The organism is Nonomuraea sp. CA-218870 (assembly GCF_050936535.1).
Taxonomy (GTDB): domain Bacteria; phylum Actinomycetota; class Actinomycetes; order Streptosporangiales; family Streptosporangiaceae; genus Nonomuraea; species Nonomuraea corallina.
Genome location: NZ_JBNJMN010000001.1, coordinates 1,036,656 through 1,052,528, shown reverse-complemented (window position 1 = coordinate 1,052,528; position 15,873 = coordinate 1,036,656). Strand labels below are relative to the sequence as shown.

Below are 15,873 nucleotides of genomic sequence, written 5' to 3'. Positions count from 1 at the left end.
CACGCCACCGGCGGTGTGCTGGATGATCTCAACGGGATCCACCAGTCACCTCTTAGTACTTCAGCAGGTTGGCGTCGTCGACGGACGCGGACCTGCGGGTTCGGAAGATCGTCACGATGATGGCCAGGCCGACCACGACCTCGGCCGCGGCCACCACCATCACGAAGAACGCGATGATCTGGCCTTCCAGGTTGCCGACTTGCCTGGCGAAGGTGACGAAGGCGAGGTTGCAGGCGTTGAGCATGAGCTCGACGCACATGAACACCACGATCGCGTTGCGCCGGATCAGCACGCCGACCGCGCCGATCGCGAACAGCAGGCCGGACAGGATGAGGTACTGCGTGGTCACTCGGACTCCTCCTCGGCCCGGGCCCGGATGGCCTCGGCGAACTTCGGATCCGAGGGCAGCCGGTCCTGCTCGACGTCATAGCGCGCGATGTAGGGGTTGACCGACTCCTCGGACACCGACCCGTCCGGGAGCAGCGCCGGCATGTCGACCGCGTTGCCCCTGGCGTACGTGCCGGGCCCCGGCAGCGGCGTCGGCCGGTCGCTGAGGAACCGCGCCCGGGACAGGTCCTTCTGCGTGGCCTTCTTGGCGACCCGCTCGCGGTGCGCCAGCACCATCGCGGCGAGCGCGGCGGTGATGAGCAGCGCTGAGGTGACCTCGAACGCGAACACGTACTTGGTGAACAGCAGCAGCGCGATCGAGCGGACGTAACCGCCCTGCGCGGTGGCCGCGGCGAGCCCCGCCTGCGAGCCGAAGGTCGCGTTGCCGACGGCCAGCACGATCAGCGAGGCGAAGCCGAGCCCGGCGATGACCGCCCAGAACCGCTGCCCGCGCAACGTCTCGACCAGCGAGTCGGAGCTGTCGACGCCGACCAGCATGAGCACGAACAGGAACAGCATCATGACGGCGCCGGTGTAGACGATGATCTGCACCGCCGCCAGGAAGGGCGCTTCCTGGACCGCGTACAGGACCGCCAGGCAGAGCATCACGGTGCCGAGCATCAGCGCCGAGTAGACGGCCTTCCTGTTGAAGACCATGCCGAGCGCGGCGCCGACGGACACGACGGCGAGCACCCAGAACGTGATGGTCTCACCCATTGGTCCGTCCCAGCCGGTAGTAGTCCTCTTCGGTCTCGCCCAGGCGCATGGGGTGCGGCGGCTGCTCCATCCCCTGCGTGAGCGGGGCCAGGAGCATCTCCTTGGTGAAGATCAGCGCCTCGCGACTGCTGTCGGCGAGCTCGTACTCGTTGGTCATCGTGAGCGCCCTGGTCGGGCACGCCTCGATGCACAGCCCGCACAGGATGCAGCGCAGGTAGTTGATCTGGTAGGTGCGCCCGTAACGCTCGCCCGGAGAATAGCGCTCCTCCTCGGTGTTGTCCGCGCCTTCGACGTAGATCGCGTCGGCCGGACACGCCCAGGCGCACAGCTCGCACCCCACGCACTTCTCCAGGCCGTCGGGCCAGCGGTTGAGCTGGTGGCGACCGTGGAAGCGCGGAGCCGTCGGCTTCTTGACCTCCGGGTAGTTGGTCGTGACGGGCTTCTTGAACATCGTGTGGAAGGTGACCCCGAAGCCTTTGACGGGGTTCAGCCAATCAGTTAGTCCCACTGGGAATCTCCTTGTGCTGCGCCCCGTGGTAGTGCGGCAGGTCGAGCGGCGGCACAGGGAAGCCACCGGCTGCCGGCTCCTTGGACAGCGTCTCGAACTCGGCGTCCACCTCCGCCTTCATGGCCTCCTTGCGCCGCTGGTTGACGGTGTCGAACCGCATCCAGATCGCCAGCGCGCCGATCACGACGATCGCGCCGAGGCCGGCGGAGATGTAGAGGTCGCCCTCGAAGGTGCCGTTGTTGACGAAGATCACGTTGCGCACGGCGGCGACGAGGAGGATCCACGCCAGGTTGACCGGGATCAGCACCTTCCAGCCCAGCGACATCAGCTGGTCGTAGCGGACGCGCGGCAGCGAGGCCCGCACCCACACGATGAAGCAGAACGTCAGCACGAACTTGATGAGGAACCACAGCACCGGCCACCAGCCCGAGTTGGCGCCCTCCCACAGCGAGATGGGGAACGGCGCCCGCCAGCCGCCGAGGAACAGCGTCACGGCGATGCCGGAGGCGGTGAAGGTGTGGACGTACTCGCCCATCATGATCAGCGCGAACTTCAGCGAGGAGGAGTACTCCGTCTGGAAGCCGCCGACCAGCTCGCCCTCGCCCTCGGGCAGGTCGAACGGGATGCGGGCCGCCTCGCCGAACATGCACACCACGTAGATCAGGAACGACGGGATGAGCAGCACCGCGTACCAGGTCTGCTGCTGCGCCGCGACGATCTCCGAGGTGGACAGCGTCCCGGCGAACAGGAAGATGGCCACGAACGACAGGCCCATCGCGATCTCGTACGAGACCACCTGGGCCGCCGAGCGCAGGCCGCCGAGCAGCGCGTACGGCGAGCGCGAGGACCAGCCGGCGAGCACCACGCCGTAGACGGACACGGCGCCCATGGCGAGCATGAACAGCACCGCCACCGGCAGGTCGACCAGCTGCAGCGGCGTCTGCACGCCGAACAGGTTGACCATCGGCCCGAACGGGATGATGGAGAAGGCCAGGAAGGCCGGCACCACCATGATGATCGGGGCCAGCAGGTAGAGCACCTTGTCCACGGTCCGCGGGAACAGGTCCTCCTTCAGCCCCATCTTCAGGCCGTCGGCGACGGACTGCAGGATGCCGAACTTGCCCGCCCGGTTCGGGCCGTAGCGGTGCTGCATCCTGGCGATCAGCTTCCGCTCGAACCAGACGCCGAGCAGGATGCCCACCATGATGAAGGCGAAGAGCATCACGGCCTTGATGATGATGATCCAGAGCGGGTCCTTGCCGAAGTCGGCGAGGGTCGGATCGGCCGCGAGAACGAAGGTCATGAGGCGCTCCCGATCGTGACGATGTCGCCGGCCACCGCGCCCAGGTCGCGGGTGACCGAGCAGCCGCCCGAGTTCGACGGCACCCAGACCACGCGGTCCGGCAGGTCGGCGATGCGGACGGGCAGCGTGACGGCGTTGGGGCCGCGGCCCCCGACGACGAGCTTGTCACCGTCGGCGACGCCGATCTCCGCCGCCGTGCTCTCCGAGACCAGGGCCTCGGGCGCGCGGGCGGTGCCGGCGAGGTACGGCTCGCCGTCCTGGAGCCGGCCGTCGTCGAGCAGCAGGTGCCAGGTCGCCAGCAGGGCCTCGCCGGCGCCGGGCACGGGCCTGGCGCGGGTGGCGACGGACGGGGCGGCGACGCGGCCGCCGCGCCAGGCGCCGATGGACGTCAGCTCACGGCGCGCGGCCTGCGCGTCGGGCAGTCCCAGGTGGACGTCCATCCGGTCGGCCAGGTTGCCGATCACGGCCAGGTCGCTCTGCAGGCCGGGCACCTTGAGCGGCGCGCCGAACGAGCGGCCCCTGCCCTCCCAGTTGACGAACGTGCCGCCCTTCTCCTGGACGGTGGCGACCGGCAGCACCACGTCGGCCCGGTCGGTGACCGCGCTGGCGCGCGTCTCCAGGCTGACGATGAACGGCATCCGCTCCAGCGCCTCCAGCGCCAGCGCCGGATCGGGCAGGTCGTACGGGTCGACTCCGGCCACCACCAGGGCGTCGAGCTCGCCCTCCAGGGCGGCGGCGAGGATGCCCGCGGTGTCGAGGCCCGGCTCGGCCGGCAGCGAGGCGACGCCCCACACGCGGGCGACCTCGGCCCTGGCGGCCTCGTCCTCGACCGGCCGACCGATCGGCAGCAGGTTGGGCAGCGCGCCCGCCTCGACGGCGCCGCGCTCACCGGCCCGGCGCGGGATCCAGGCGACCCTGGCGCCGGAGGAGGCCAGCCGCACCAGCGCGGACAGCGCGCCGGGGACCGTGGCCAGCCGCTCGCCGGCCAGCACGATCGTGCCGGGGACGAGCGTGGCGGCCAGCTCGCCGAGCGCGTCGGCCTCGCCGCCGGGAGCGGTGCGGATGAGCGTGCCGCCCATCTTGGCCAGGCTCTTGGTGGCGAACGGGGCGATCGAGGTGACCTTGAGCCCGCGCTTGCGCCACGCCTTGCGCAGGCGCAGGAAGACGATCGGCGACTCCTCCTCGGGCTCGAACCCGGCGAGCAAGACGGCGGGAGCGCTCTCCAGGTCGGCGTAGGAGATCTCGATGCCCGTGCCGGCGACCGCGTGCGCGAGGAAGCTCGCCTCCTCGGCGGAGTGCGGCCGGGCGCGGAAGTCGATGTCGTTGCCGCCGAGCGCGATGCGGGTGAACTTGGCGTAGGCGTAGGCGTCCTCGACCGTGAGCCGGCCGCCGATCAGCACGCCCGCCTTGCCGCGGGCGGCCGTCAGGCCCTGCGCCGCCACGCTCAGCGCCTCCGGCCACGAGGCGGGCACGAGCACGCCCTCCTCGTCGCGGACCAGCGGCGTCCTGAGCCGGTCGGGCTGGGTGGCGTAGGTGAACGCCCAGCGGCCCTTGTCGCAGTTCCACTCCTCGTTGACCTGCGGGTCGTTGCCGGCCAGGCGGCGGGTGACCCGGCCGCGCCGGTGGTCGGTGCGCTGGGCGCAGCCGGAGGCGCAGTGCTCGCACGCGCTGGGCGTGGAGACCAGGTCGAACGGGCGGGCCCGGAACCGGTAGGCGGCGCCGGTCAGCGCGCCCACCGGGCAGATCTGCACGGTGTTGCCGGAGAAGTAGGACTGGAACGGCTCACCGTCGGCGACGCCGACCTGCTCCTTGGCGCCCCGCTCGAAGAAGTCGATGAACGGGTCGCCGGCGATCTGGTCGGAGAAGCGGATGCAGCGCGCGCACTGGACGCAGCGCTCGCGGTCGAGCAGCACCTGCGTGGACAGAGGCAGCGGCTTGGGGAAGGTCCGCTTCTTCTCCTGGAAGCGGGACTCGCCCTGGCCGTTGGACATGGCCTGGTTCTGCAGCGGGCACTCGCCGCCCTTGTCGCACGTCGGGCAGTCGAGCGGGTGGTTGATGAGCAGGAACTCCATCGCCCCGCGCTGCGCCTTCTCGGCGACCGCCGAGGTGAGCTGCGTCTGCACGACCATGCCCTGGGCGACCTCGATCGCGCAGGACGGCTGCGGCTTCGGGAAGCCGCGGCCGTTGCCCGCGTCGGGGATGTCGACCAGGCACTGGCGGCAGTTGGCCGCCGGGTCGAGCAGCGGGTGGTCGCAGAACCTGGGGATCTGGATGCCCAGCAGCTCGGCCGCCCGGATGATCAGCGTGCCCTTCGGGACGCTGATCTGGAACCCGTCGATCGTGCAGGTCACCAGGTTCGTCTCTACAGCGGTTGTGGTCACCGGTCACCCCACACAGTGGACTTCTTCGCGTCGAACGGGCAGCCGCCGACCTCGAAGTGCTTGAGGTACTCCTCGCGGAAGTACTTCACAGACGAGTGGATCGGGCTGGTCGCACCGTCGCCGAGGGCGCAGAAGGAGCGGCCGAGGATGTTGTCCGCGATGTCGGTGATCGTGGACAGGTCCTCCTCGGTGCCCTGGCCGGCCTCCAGGCGCTTGAGCACCTGCTTGAGCCAGTAGGTGCCCTCGCGGCACGGCGTGCACTTGCCGCACGACTCGTGGGCGTAGAACTCCGTCCAGCGCAGCACGGTGCGGACCACGCAGGTGGTCTCGTCGAAGATCTGCAGCGCGCGGGTGCCGAGCATGGAGCCCTTCGCGCCGACGGCCTCGAAGTCGAGCGGGACGTCGAGGTGCTCGTCGGTGAAGATGGGCGTGGACGAGCCGCCGGGGGTCCAGAACTTGATCTGGTGGCCCTCGCGGACGCCGCCCGCCATGTCGAGCAGCTCGCGCAGCGTGATGCCGAGCGGGGCCTCGTACTGGCCGGGCCGCGTGACGTGGCCGCTCAGCGAGAAGATGCCGAAGCCCTTGGACTTCTCGGTGCCCATCGAGGCGAACCAGTCGGCGCCATTGGCGATGATGCTGGGAACACTCGCCACAGACTCCACGTTGTTCACAACAGTCGGCGAGGCGTAAAGTCCCGCCACGGCCGGGAACGGAGGCTTGAGCCGCGGTTGACCCCTGAAGCCCTCCAGCGAGTCGAGCAGCGCGGTCTCCTCGCCGCAGATGTAGGCGCCCGCCCCGCTGTGCACGACGAGCTCCAGGTCGTAGCCGGAGCCGAAGACGTCGGTGCCGAGATAGCCCTTCTCGTACGCCTCGCGCACGGCCGCGTGCAGCCGCCGGATGACGTGCAGCACCTCCCCGCGCACGTAGATGAAGGCGTGGTTGGCCCGGATCGCGTACGAGGTGATGATGACGCCCTCGACCAGCGCGTGCGGGTTGGCCATCATCAGCGGGATGTCCTTGCAGGTGCCCGGCTCCGACTCGTCGGCGTTGACGACGAGGTAGTGCGGCTTGCCGTCACCCTGCGGGATGAACCCCCACTTCATGCCGGTGGGGAAGCCCGCGCCGCCGCGGCCGCGCAGTCCGGAGTCCTTGACGGCCTGGATGACCGCGTCGGGGTCCATGCCCAGCGCCTTCTTGGCCGCCTCGTACGGGCCGTAGCCGTCGATGGTGAAGGAGTCGAGCCTGTCCCAGCTCGCGGTCAGAACCGGAGTAAGGGTAGTAGTCATGCCTCTGGGGCCTTCCATCCGTTGGCCTTGGCGACCTTGAGCCCTTCGAGCGAGGCGCCGGCGGCCGAGGGGCCTTCGCCGGCCAGGTCGTCGGGCAGCCCGGCCAGCACGCGCGAGGCCTCCTTGAACGTGCACAGGCGCTTCGGTCCGCGGGTCGGCCGCACGTCCTTGCCGTCGCGCAGGTCGTCGACGAGCTGCTTGGCCGACTCGGGCGTCTGGTTGTCGAAGAACTCCCAGTTGACCATCATGACCGGGGCGAAGTCGCAGGCCGCGTTGCACTCCAGGCGCTCCAGCGAGACCTTCCCGTCAGGGGTGGTCTCGTCGTGGCCGACGCCGGTGTGCTGCGACAGCTCCTCCCAGATCTCGTCGCCGCCCATGACCGCGCACAGCGCGTTGATGCACACGCCGACGTGGTAGTCGCCGGCCGGCCTGCGCTTGTACATCGTGTAGAACGTCGACACGCCGACGACCTCGGCCTTGCTGAGGCCGAGCATCTCCGCGCAGAACTCGTGGCCGTCGTCGGAGACGTAGCCGTCCTCCGACTGCACGAGGTGGAGCAGCGGCAGCAGGGCCGAGCGCGACTTCGGGTAGCGGCCGATGATCTCCTTGGCGTCCCTTTCCAGACGCTCCCGGACTTCCGGTGCGTAGCTCACCGGTCCACACCTCCCATGACGGGGTCGATAGATGCCACCGCGGCGATCACGTCGGCGACCTGCCCGCCCTCCGCCATGGCGGGGACGGCCTGCAGGTTGTTGAAGGACGGCTCGCGGAAGTGGACGCGGTAGGGGCGGGTGCCGCCGTCGCTGACGACGACCGCGCCGAGCTCGCCCTTGGGCGACTCGATCGGCGCGTACGCCTGCCCGGCCGGCACCCGGAAGCCCTCGGTCACCAGCTTGAAGTGGTGGATGAGGGCCTCCATGGAGCTGCCCATGATGTGCGCGATGTGGTCGGGGGAGTTGCCGAGCCCGTCGGGGCCGAGCGCGAGCTGCGCCGGCCAGCCGATCTTCTTGTCCTCGATCATCACCGGGTCGCCCTTGAGCGGACCGGCGATGCGGTCGAGCGCCTGCTCGATGATCTTGAGGGACTCCTCCATCTCCCTCATGCGGACCAGGTAGCGGGAGTAGACGTCGCAGCCCTTCTCGACCGCGACGTCGAACTCGTAGGTCTCGTAGCCGCAGTAGGGCTGCGACTTGCGCAGGTCCCACGGCAGGCCGGCGGCCCGCAGGATCGGCCCGGTGACGCCGAGCGCCATGCAGCCGGTCACGTCGAGGTAGGCCACGTCGCGCGTGCGGCGGACGTAGACGGGGTTCTCGTCGAGGAGCTTGCGGATGCCGTGGATCCGCTTGGGCATCTCCTTGAGGAACTCGCCCACCTTGTCGACCGCGCCCGCGGGCAGGTCGACGCTCACGCCGCCCGGCCGTACGTAGGCGTGGTTCATGCGCAGGCCGGTGATGTACTCGAACAGGTCCATGACCATCTCGCGGTCACGGTAGCCGAACAGGAACGGCGTGGTGGCGCCCAGCTCCATGCCGAACGTGCCCATGGCGACCAGGTGGGAGGAGATCCGGTTGAGCTCCATCATCATCACGCGGATCGCCTGGGCCCGGTCGGGCACCCGGTCCTCGATGCCCAGCAGCTTCTCGACGCTCAGGCAGTAGGCCGTCTCGTTGAAGATCGGCGACAGGTAGTCCATGCGAGTGACGAACGTGGTCCCCTGGGTCCACGTGCGGTACTCCATGTTCTTCTCGATGCCGGTGTGGAGGTAGCCGATGACGCTGCGCGCCTCGGTGACCGTCTCACCGTCGAGGGTGAGGACCAGGCGGAGCACGCCGTGGGTCGACGGGTGCTGCGGGCCCATGTTGACGACCAGGCGCTCGTCGTCGCCCTCGCGGACGCCGGTGACGACCTCGTCCCAGTCGCCGCCGGTGACCGAGTAGACCTTGCCTTCTGTCGCCTCGTCATAAGCGGTGCTCATGAGTAGCTCCTCCTGTGATCCGGCGAGGGGATCGTCGCGCCGCGGTACTCGACCGGGATGCCGCCCAGCGGGTAGTCCTTGCGCTGCGGGTGGCCGTCCCAGTCGTCGGGCATCATGATGCGGGTCAGCGCGGGGTGACCGTCGTAGACGATGCCGAAGAAGTCGTACGCCTCGCGCTCGTGCCAGTCGTTCGCCGGGTAGACGCCGACGGTCGACGGGATGTGCCGGTCGGCGTCGGGGCAGCTCGTCTCGACGCGCACCCGGCGGTTGTGGGTCAGGGAGCACAGGTGGATGAGCGAGTGCAGCTCCTCGCCCTCCAGGTGCGGGTAGTGCACGCCGCTGACGCCGAGCGACAGCTCGAAGCGGAGCGCCGGGTCGTCGCGGAGCTTCTGGCAGACCTCGACCAGCCGCTCCCGCTTGACGTGCAGCGTCAGCTCGCCGCGGTCGACGACCACGCGCTCGATGGCGTCGTCCATGGCGAGGGCGTCGACGATCTCGTCGAAGTAGCCGCCGTACGGGCGCGGCGTGGCGAGCTGCGGCTGACGGCGGACGACCAGCCCGCCGAAGCCGGAGGTGTCGCCGGTGTCGTGCGTCCCGAACATGCCGTGCCTGATCACCGGCGCCTCGACCGGCTCCGGCGTCCGCGCCTCCTCGGGCACGTTCGCGTCGGGGACCTCGGGAAGGTTGTCGGGCGAGGTCACTTGGTCGCCCCCTGGTCGATCAGCGGCAGCGTACGCAGCGCCCGCAGTTCGAGCTCGTCGATCTGCTTCGCGCGGTGCGCGCCGAACTTCATGTTCTGGATCTTGTCGTGCAGCTTGACGATCGCGTCGATGAGCATCTCCGGGCGCGGCGGGCAGCCGGGCAGGTAGATGTCGACCGGCACGACGTGGTCGACGCCCTGGACGATCGCGTAGTTGTTGAACATGCCGCCGCTGGAGGCGCACACGCCCATCGCGATGACCCACTTGGGCTCGGCCATCTGGTCGTAGATCTGGCGCAGCACCGGCGCCATCTTCTGCGACACCCGGCCGGCGACGATCATCAGGTCGGCCTGCCGCGGAGACGCCGAAGCGCGCTCCATGCCGAAGCGCGCGAGGTCGTAGTGGGAGGCGCCGGTGGCCATCAGCTCGATGGCGCAGCAGGCGAGGCCGAACGTGGCCGGCCACACCGAGTTCTTACGGGCCCAGCCGGCGGCCTGCTCGACCGTGCTGAGGATGAACCCGCTGGGGAGTTTCTCTTCGAGTCCCATGTCAGTCCCACTCCAGACCCTTGCGGCGCCATACGTACGCGTAGGCGACCAGGACGGTGACGATGAACAGCAGCATCTCCACGAGCGCGAACACGCCCAGGCCCGAGGCGATCACCTGTCCGGCGTCGTTGGTGAGCGGCGCGAAGGAGACCGCCCACGGGTAGAGGAAAATGATCTCGATGTCGAAGACGATGAAGAGCATCGCCGTGACCATGTATTTCAGCGGGAACCGTCCGCCACCGACTGGCTGGGGCGTCGGCTCGATGCCGCATTCGTACGCGTCGAGCTTGGCGCGGTTCCAGCGCTTGGGACCGGTGAAGGGAGCGATGGCGACCGAGAAGATCGCGAAGCCCCCCGCGAGAACGGCGAGCACCAGGATGGGCACGTACAGGTCCATCGCTACGCCTCCTCTTGCGCCGCCGCGCGCGCGGGCGCGTGGCGAGATCTATGTGTTTGCCGGGTGATGGTGGGAATCATGCTCGTGGCGCGACCTTCGAGAGTGCGTTGATGATCTTGTCTGACGCATCGCCTCGCCGGTCGGTGAGATTACCAAGGAGTTTGAGCGCGAAGCGCATCAGCCTGGGGTGGGGAAGTCCGTGCCTGGTGGCGAAGCTCATCACGCCCGGCTTCCCGATGGCCTCGACGAACAACCTGCCCAAGGTGAAGTAGCCGCCGTAGGCGTCCTTGAGCACGCGCGGATAGTCGCGCAGGGCGCGTTCGCGCTGGGCGGCGGTGGTGCGGGGGGAGAGCGCCCGGGTGATCACCTCGGCGGCGATCTCGCCGGTCTCCATCGCGTAGGCGATGCCCTCGCCGTTGAACGGGTTGATCGAGCCGCCGGAGTCGCCGACCAGGACGAGACCGCGGGTGTAGTGAGGCTGCCGGTTGAAGGCCATGGGGAGGGCGGCGCCGCGGATCGGGGCCGTCATGTTGTCCTCGTTGAAGCCCCACTCGGCGGGCATGGCCCGGCACCACCGCTTGAGCAGCTCGCGGTAGTCGATGTTGCCGAAGTGGGCGCTGGTGTTGAGCAGCCCCAGGCCGACGTTGGCGGTGCCGTCGCCGACGCCGAACACCCAGCCGTAGCCGGGCAGCAGCGTCTCCTCGTCCCACAGCTCCAGCCAGGTCTCGAGGTAGTCGTCGTCGTGGCGGGGGCTCTCGAAGTAGGTGCGCACCGCCACGCCCATCGGGCGGTCCTCGCGCTTGTGGAGCCCCATGCCGAGGGCCAGGCGGGTGCTGTTGCCGTCGGCGGCCACCACCAGGCGGGCGCGGTGGACCGTGCCGTCCTTGGTGGTCACGCCGGTGACGTGGCCGCTGCGGTCGTCGAGGACCGGGCCGGTGACGGTGACGCCCTCCATCAGGCGCGCGCCGGCCTTGACCGCGTGGGCGGCGACGATCTGGTCGAAGTCCTGGCGGGTGCGGACGAGGCCGAAGTCGGGGAAGCGCTCCAGCTTGGGCCAGTCGAGCTCGAACCGCAGGCCGCCGCCGACCACGCGCAGGCCCTTGTTGCGCACCCAGCCGGGGGCGTCGACGTCGATGCCCATGTTGAGCAGCTGCTTCACGGCGCGCGGGGTCAGGCCGTCGCCGCACACCTTCTCCCTGGGGAACCGGGTCTTCTCCAGCACGAGCACGTCGAGCCCGGCCCTGGCGAGATAGAAGGCGGTCGCGGAACCGGCGGGACCGGCGCCGACGACGATGACGTCGGCGTCAGCCTTGCGGGCTGCTGGCACGGTCACGGGCCTGGTCCTGTCCTACACGGGGTGTTTTCCGAGGTGGTCCTTTGTGAACCTCTTCACAAACTTTCCGGCCCGTCAGTCTAACCCTTTTCCAGGACAAAGTGGCAGCCGGGGGGCCCTCATGACCCAGTAGATCACGCCCGCGGTCACTCTTTCGAGGCGGGCGGCTTGAAGCCCCGGTGAACGGCCACGATGCCGCAGGTCAGGTTGCGCCAGGCGACGCGCTGCCAGCCGGCATCTTGAATCGTACGCGCCAGCGTCCGCTGGTCGGGCCAGTCCCTGATCGACTCCGCGAGATACTCGTACGAGTCGTCGTTGGAGCCGAAGACCCGGGCGACCTTCGGCAGCAGCCGCATCAGATACTCGCGATAGACGCGGTCCAGCGCGGGCGCGGTCACGTGGGAGAACTCCAGGACCACCAGCCGACCGCCGGGCCTGGTCACCCTGAGCATCTCGCGCAGCGCCTGCCCGGTGTCGTGCACGTTGCGCAGCGCGACCGAGATCGTCACCGCGTCGAAGACGCCGTCGGCGAAGGGCAGCCGCAGCGCGTCACCCGCGATGAACGGGATGCCGCCGCCCGTCAGTCCGTTGCCGCCGCGGCGGCGCACCCCCACCTGGAGCATGCCGAGCGAGAAGTCGGAGGCGATCGCCCGCGCGCCCAGCTCGGTGAAGGACTCGGTGGACATGCCGGTGCCGGCCCCGAGGTCGAGGACGAGCTCGCCGGGACCCGCGTCGACGGCGCGGGCCACGGCCTTGCGCCACAGTCTGACCTGCCCGAGGGAGATCACGTCGTTGACCAGGTCGTAGCGCCGGGCGGTGCGGTCGAACATCGCCGCGACCTCGTCCGGCTTCTTGTCAAGCTGCGCGCGCGTCATGTGTCCAAGCCTAGGGCCATCCCGACAAGTGACGGAAAGTAGCCGCGAGACTACCTACTGTCTGCTATGAATTGTCGAATGCTTGCCCGAGTCGCCCTGGCGGCGATCATCGCCTCGGCCCCCACCGCGCATTCCGGCGTGGTCTCGGCCGACCCTGTCGACAGCACCCCTCACGTACTGGACGGCATCGTCAACGCCATCACCGTGATCGGCGACACCGTCGTCGTCGGCGGTTCCTTCAGCGAGGTGGCCGACGCGTCCCGCACCGTCAGGTACGCCCGCGCCAACCTGTTCGCCTACGACCTCAGGACCGGCAGCGTGCTGACCCGCTTCTCCCCCGACGTCCGGGGAACGGTCCACAGCCTCGCCCCCGGCCCGGACGCCACGGTCTACGTCGGCGGCGACTTCTCCGCCGTCGGCTTCACCCCGGCCCGCGCGCTGGCCCGCGTCGAGCTGGCCACCGGCCAGGCTCTGCGCTCCTTCTCGCCCGGCGTGTCCGGCGGCGCCGTCGCGACGCTCGCCCGCAGCGGCTCCCACCTCTACGTGGGCGGCGACTTCACCCGCCCGCGCGTCGCCCTGGCCCGGCTCGACGCGGCCACCGGCGCGGCCGACGCCGATTTCCGCGTCGTCCCCGCCAGGCCGCTCACCCGGAAGGTGCGGGTGCACGCGCTCGCCGTGGCCGGCGACCGGCTCGTGCTCGACGGCAGCTTCACCACCCTCAACGGCCACTCGCGGCCGCAGGTCGGCGTCGTGGACGTGAGCCGCCCCGTCGCCGCCGTCGCCCCCTGGCGCACCGGCGTCTACGCGGCCGAGTGCAAGGACGTGTTCCCCTCGTACGTGCGAGGGCTCGACGTCTCGCCGGACGGCCGCTACTTCGTGGTGGTGACCACCGGCGGACCGCGCCGCGGCATGTGCGACACCGCCGCCCGGTTCGAGACGTACGCGAGCGGCGAGGACATCGAGCCCACCTGGGTCAACCACACCGGCGGCGACTCGCTCTACTCGGTCGCGGTCACCGGCGCCGCCGTGTACGTGGGCGGCCACCTGCGCTGGCTGAACAATCCGCGGGGCCGCGACTCCGCTGGTCCGGGGGCGGTGGCGCGCGAGGGCATCGCGGCCATTCATCCGCGTACGGGAAAGGCCCTGAGTTGGAATCCGGGGCGGGAGCGCGGCATCGGCGTGAAGGCGTTTTTCACGCATAGCAGAGGACTACTTGTCGGTAGTGACACAACGAGACTCGGGCGGGAGTACCATGCCCGGATTGGCATGTTCCCTCTGCCCTAGTCGTCCTGCGGCTTGGGACGGTCCAGCCTGTCGGTGAGGCGGGCGCTCATCGCGTCCCGCTGCTTGGACAGCAGGACCAAACTGGCGAATCCACTGACCAGGAACGCCCCTCCGATCAGCAGCACGGGGTGTTCCAGTCCGGTCAGCCACAACACGCCGAGGGCAATGATGAACAGGCCGATCCGCGACGCGGTGTAAACGAGAACGGGATGCACGAGGTCGAGATTACTCGGCCCGTCGGACCGCTCGCTCTTCGCATCCGGCGCGAGCGCTGCTACTGTTCCCAGTTAGGGTGTTTCGTAAAGAAACACCCACGAGAGCCCCAAAGAGGCTCTATCATATAACAATCGGGCAGTCAGCTGATAACAACCCGTGATCTTTGCACAAAACCACGGATAAATCAGGCTTCGCTCGACACACTGGTTACCTGTCCGCCCGCTGGCAGGAAGCGGGATGCGAGGGGGAGAGATTGGTGGAGAGTAGCAGCGAGCGTCTGCTGACCCCTGGAGAGGTTGCCGCCCTCTTCCGGGTAGACCCAAAGACGGTTACGCGCTGGGCTGCGGCAGGCCGCATCAGCAGTATCCGCACCCCCGGAGGGCACCGGCGCTTCCGCGAATCGGAAGTGCACGCCCTCCTCCGAGGCGAGGACGTTCTTACGGCCGACAGGCCGGCAGGTGAGTCCCCGCGCGTCTGACGTGCCGTCCGGTCGGTGATCCTGCCCGTCAGGATCACCGAGACGGGACCTCCGTCCGCGTGCTCACTGGTTGAACCCGCGGCCGAGCACGGTGAAAGGCGCCAACCGCCGATCGTGGCTGGCGCCTGCCAGGCCGCCGAGCCCTTCTGCCCGCTCTCCCCATCTCCCGGGCTCTCACGCCTCGTCCTGGTCCGCCTTGAAAGCCAGGAACTCCCGCTCCAGCGCGTCGTTCTCCTCCACCCAGCGGCGCCGGCGCTCGGCCGCCTCCTCCTCGGTCACCGACTCGGGCAGCCACCGGCCGTACTCGGGGTCGTCCGGCCCGACCTCCACGTAGCCGTTGCCGATCAGGCGCCGGTCCTCGCTGGCCAGGCTCCGCGGCACCCTGAGGGTGCCGTCAGCGAGCCGGATGACGTACATGGCCTACCACCTAGATTCCGTAGCGCCTGTTGAAGAACAGCATGACGTCGAGCGCCGGCCGCGTGTTGCCGCCGAGCATGTCGACCAGGGCCGGACGCTGACGCGCGGCGATCGCGGCGAAGGCGTCGGCGAAGAACTCCTTGCGGCCCAGCCCGCCGCCCTGCCGGTGGAACGAGGACACCAGCAGCGGCTCCACCCTCCGGTACAGCGCCGCGAACTCCGGCGAGTCCGACACCCACTCGCCGAACGCCGAGTCGATGTCGTCGATGGCGTGCCCCACCTCGTGCATCATCACGTCAGGCGTGGGCGAGGGCCGATCGCCCACCACGATCTTGCGCTCACCGTACGCGCCGGCGCAGATGTCCCACGTGGCGCGGCCGGACGGCAGCGGCGCGCCGCGCAGGTAGCCCATGTCGTCCAGGTCGGGGACGCCGCCCGGGCCGACGTAGATGCCCTCCAGGCCCGCGGCCAGCTTCTCCTTGAGCCGGTCGGGCAGCCGGGCCAGGCTCTCCACCGCCCGCACCACCTCGGGCGACGGCGGCCCCAGCCGGGCGTCCCACTGACGGTGCAGGATGCGCTCCAGCTTGCCGCAGTGGGGCAGCCCGTCGCCCATCGGCGGCAGATCGGGCCGGTTGGGCTGTGCCCGGGGTGCGGCGTCCTGCAACTCGAAGTCGTGCCAGGTGTAGCGCGGCTCCTCGACGACCGCCGCCGACAGCCGCTCACGCCCTTCCCAGCGCCGCGGCCGGTCCTTCTCGCGCGGCTTCTCCCGCCCCTGATCCCGGCTGCCGGCACGGTCCTTCTCCGGACGATCCTTCTCCGGACGGTCCTTCTCCAGGCGGTCCTTCTCCAGGCGGCCCTTCTCCAGGCGGCTGGCCCAGAACGAGCGCTCGGCCTCGGGGGGAGCCTCGGTGCGCCGGGAGAAGAGGTAGGAACCGCGCCGCCACCATCGGCCCCGCCGATGGCGTCCCTTGTCACTGGAAATGGCCATCGCACCTCTCGCCTGCCGGTGAGAACCGGGTTCCACGGTACGACGCAGATCTTCCTCAGTCACCTGGAATGGGGCATCA

Annotated in this window: 18 protein-coding genes; 2 read left to right on the top strand and 16 right to left on the bottom strand. The window is 69.6% G+C overall.

All coding sequences use genetic code 11. From position 1 onward, the window contains the following. Nucleotides 1-52: 52 nt before the first annotated feature. The 13 genes from nuoK to ACQEUU_RS05240 all read right to left on the bottom strand — a co-directional run bounded on the left by nuoK (nt 53) and on the right by ACQEUU_RS05240 (nt 12,411). On the bottom strand, nt 53-349 hold the full coding sequence (gene nuoK / locus ACQEUU_RS05300) for an NADH-quinone oxidoreductase subunit NuoK (RefSeq protein ID WP_270153949.1): 297 nt from the start codon (nt 347-349) through the stop codon (nt 53-55). Next, nucleotides 346-1,104: an NADH-quinone oxidoreductase subunit J gene (locus ACQEUU_RS05295; protein WP_433061039.1), complete on the bottom strand. Its 759-nt coding sequence runs from the start codon at nt 1,102-1,104 to the stop codon at nt 346-348. The genes nuoK and ACQEUU_RS05295 overlap by 4 nt, the downstream gene beginning before the upstream one ends. Continuing rightward, entirely contained in the window at nt 1,097-1,612 is a 516-nt protein-coding gene (gene nuoI / locus ACQEUU_RS05290; protein WP_270153951.1) for an NADH-quinone oxidoreductase subunit NuoI, read from the bottom strand. The genes ACQEUU_RS05295 and nuoI overlap by 8 nt, the downstream gene beginning before the upstream one ends. Then, on the bottom strand, nt 1,599-2,915 hold the full coding sequence (gene nuoH / locus ACQEUU_RS05285; protein ID WP_433061037.1) for an NADH-quinone oxidoreductase subunit NuoH: 1,317 nt from the start codon (nt 2,913-2,915) through the stop codon (nt 1,599-1,601). Before nuoH ends, nuoI begins: the two co-directional genes overlap by 14 nt. Then, entirely contained in the window at nt 2,912-5,296 is a 2,385-nt protein-coding gene (locus ACQEUU_RS05280) for an NADH-quinone oxidoreductase subunit G (RefSeq protein WP_433061035.1), read from the bottom strand. Before ACQEUU_RS05280 ends, nuoH begins: the two co-directional genes overlap by 4 nt. Beyond that, nucleotides 5,293-6,582 carry an NADH-quinone oxidoreductase subunit NuoF gene (gene nuoF / locus ACQEUU_RS05275; protein WP_433061033.1) on the bottom strand — a complete coding sequence of 430 codons (1,290 nt, stop codon included), beginning with the start codon at nt 6,580-6,582 and terminating at the stop codon, nt 5,293-5,295. The genes ACQEUU_RS05280 and nuoF overlap by 4 nt, the downstream gene beginning before the upstream one ends. Beyond that, on the bottom strand, nt 6,579-7,235 hold the full coding sequence (gene nuoE / locus ACQEUU_RS05270; RefSeq protein ID WP_433061030.1) for an NADH-quinone oxidoreductase subunit NuoE: 657 nt from the start codon (nt 7,233-7,235) through the stop codon (nt 6,579-6,581). Before nuoE ends, nuoF begins: the two co-directional genes overlap by 4 nt. After that, nucleotides 7,232-8,557: an NADH-quinone oxidoreductase subunit D gene (locus tag ACQEUU_RS05265; RefSeq protein WP_433061028.1), complete on the bottom strand. Its 1,326-nt coding sequence runs from the start codon at nt 8,555-8,557 to the stop codon at nt 7,232-7,234. The genes nuoE and ACQEUU_RS05265 overlap by 4 nt, the downstream gene beginning before the upstream one ends. After that, nucleotides 8,554-9,258, bottom strand: coding sequence for an NADH-quinone oxidoreductase subunit C (locus tag ACQEUU_RS05260; RefSeq protein WP_433061026.1), 705 nt, complete (start codon nt 9,256-9,258; stop codon nt 8,554-8,556). The genes ACQEUU_RS05265 and ACQEUU_RS05260 overlap by 4 nt, the downstream gene beginning before the upstream one ends. Further along, the gene (locus ACQEUU_RS05255) at nt 9,255-9,806 is read right to left on the bottom strand and encodes a NuoB/complex I 20 kDa subunit family protein (protein ID WP_270153958.1); all 552 of its coding nucleotides are present in this window, start codon (nt 9,804-9,806) and stop codon (nt 9,255-9,257) included. Before ACQEUU_RS05255 ends, ACQEUU_RS05260 begins: the two co-directional genes overlap by 4 nt. Before the next feature lies 1 nt (nt 9,807). After that, nucleotides 9,808-10,203: an NADH-quinone oxidoreductase subunit A gene (locus ACQEUU_RS05250; protein ID WP_148036370.1), complete on the bottom strand. Its 396-nt coding sequence runs from the start codon at nt 10,201-10,203 to the stop codon at nt 9,808-9,810. 76 nt (nt 10,204-10,279) lie between these two features. Continuing rightward, the gene (locus tag ACQEUU_RS05245) at nt 10,280-11,536 is read right to left on the bottom strand and encodes a geranylgeranyl reductase family protein (protein WP_433061022.1); all 1,257 of its coding nucleotides are present in this window, start codon (nt 11,534-11,536) and stop codon (nt 10,280-10,282) included. A gap of 146 nt (nt 11,537-11,682) precedes the next feature. Beyond that, nucleotides 11,683-12,411: a demethylmenaquinone methyltransferase gene (locus tag ACQEUU_RS05240; RefSeq protein WP_433061019.1), complete on the bottom strand. Its 729-nt coding sequence runs from the start codon at nt 12,409-12,411 to the stop codon at nt 11,683-11,685. A gap of 78 nt (nt 12,412-12,489) precedes the next feature. Between ACQEUU_RS05240 and ACQEUU_RS05235 the strand changes: the two genes are divergently transcribed. Next, nucleotides 12,490-13,695 (top strand): hypothetical protein, encoded by a 1,206-nt coding sequence (locus tag ACQEUU_RS05235; protein ID WP_433061016.1) that lies wholly within the window; start codon nt 12,490-12,492, stop codon nt 13,693-13,695. Here the strand turns inward: ACQEUU_RS05235 and ACQEUU_RS05230 are convergent. Continuing rightward, complete coding sequence (locus tag ACQEUU_RS05230) at nt 13,692-13,910, bottom strand: DUF4229 domain-containing protein (protein WP_270153962.1); 219 nt, start codon at nt 13,908-13,910, stop codon at nt 13,692-13,694. The genes ACQEUU_RS05235 and ACQEUU_RS05230 overlap by 4 nt on opposite strands. A gap of 257 nt (nt 13,911-14,167) precedes the next feature. On the opposite strand from ACQEUU_RS05230, the gene ACQEUU_RS05225 reads away from it, so the two are divergent. Further along, nucleotides 14,168-14,389 (top strand): BldC family transcriptional regulator, encoded by a 222-nt coding sequence (locus ACQEUU_RS05225; protein WP_026214226.1) that lies wholly within the window; start codon nt 14,168-14,170, stop codon nt 14,387-14,389. Nucleotides 14,390-14,563: 174 nt separating this feature from the next. Here ACQEUU_RS05225 and ACQEUU_RS05220 read toward each other — a convergent pair whose 3' ends face one another. Beyond that, on the bottom strand, nt 14,564-14,806 hold the full coding sequence (locus tag ACQEUU_RS05220; protein WP_433061013.1) for a hypothetical protein: 243 nt from the start codon (nt 14,804-14,806) through the stop codon (nt 14,564-14,566). A gap of 10 nt (nt 14,807-14,816) precedes the next feature. Continuing rightward, on the bottom strand, nt 14,817-15,794 hold the full coding sequence (locus ACQEUU_RS05215; protein WP_433061011.1) for a hypothetical protein: 978 nt from the start codon (nt 15,792-15,794) through the stop codon (nt 14,817-14,819). Nucleotides 15,795-15,873: the final 79 nt, after the last annotated feature.

Coding starts and splice junctions, on each gene's coding strand:
- ACQEUU_RS05295 (WP_433061039.1), bottom strand. CDS start 1,104: ATGGGTGAGACCATCACGTTCTGGGTGCTCGCCGTCGTGTCCGTCGGC.
- nuoH (WP_433061037.1), bottom strand. CDS start 2,915: ATGACCTTCGTTCTCGCGGCCGATCCGACCCTCGCCGACTTCGGCAAG.
- nuoF (WP_433061033.1), bottom strand. CDS start 6,582: ATGACTACTACCCTTACTCCGGTTCTGACCGCGAGCTGGGACAGGCTC.
- ACQEUU_RS05265 (WP_433061028.1), bottom strand. CDS start 8,557: ATGAGCACCGCTTATGACGAGGCGACAGAAGGCAAGGTCTACTCGGTC.
- ACQEUU_RS05255 (WP_270153958.1), bottom strand. CDS start 9,806: ATGGGACTCGAAGAGAAACTCCCCAGCGGGTTCATCCTCAGCACGGTC.
- ACQEUU_RS05250 (WP_148036370.1), bottom strand. CDS start 10,203: ATGGACCTGTACGTGCCCATCCTGGTGCTCGCCGTTCTCGCGGGGGGC.
- ACQEUU_RS05240 (WP_433061019.1), bottom strand. CDS start 12,411: ATGACGCGCGCGCAGCTTGACAAGAAGCCGGACGAGGTCGCGGCGATG.
- ACQEUU_RS05235 (WP_433061016.1), top strand. CDS start 12,490: ATGCTTGCCCGAGTCGCCCTGGCGGCGATCATCGCCTCGGCCCCCACC.
- ACQEUU_RS05220 (WP_433061013.1), bottom strand. CDS start 14,806: ATGTACGTCATCCGGCTCGCTGACGGCACCCTCAGGGTGCCGCGGAGC.
- ACQEUU_RS05215 (WP_433061011.1), bottom strand. CDS start 15,794: ATGGCCATTTCCAGTGACAAGGGACGCCATCGGCGGGGCCGATGGTGG.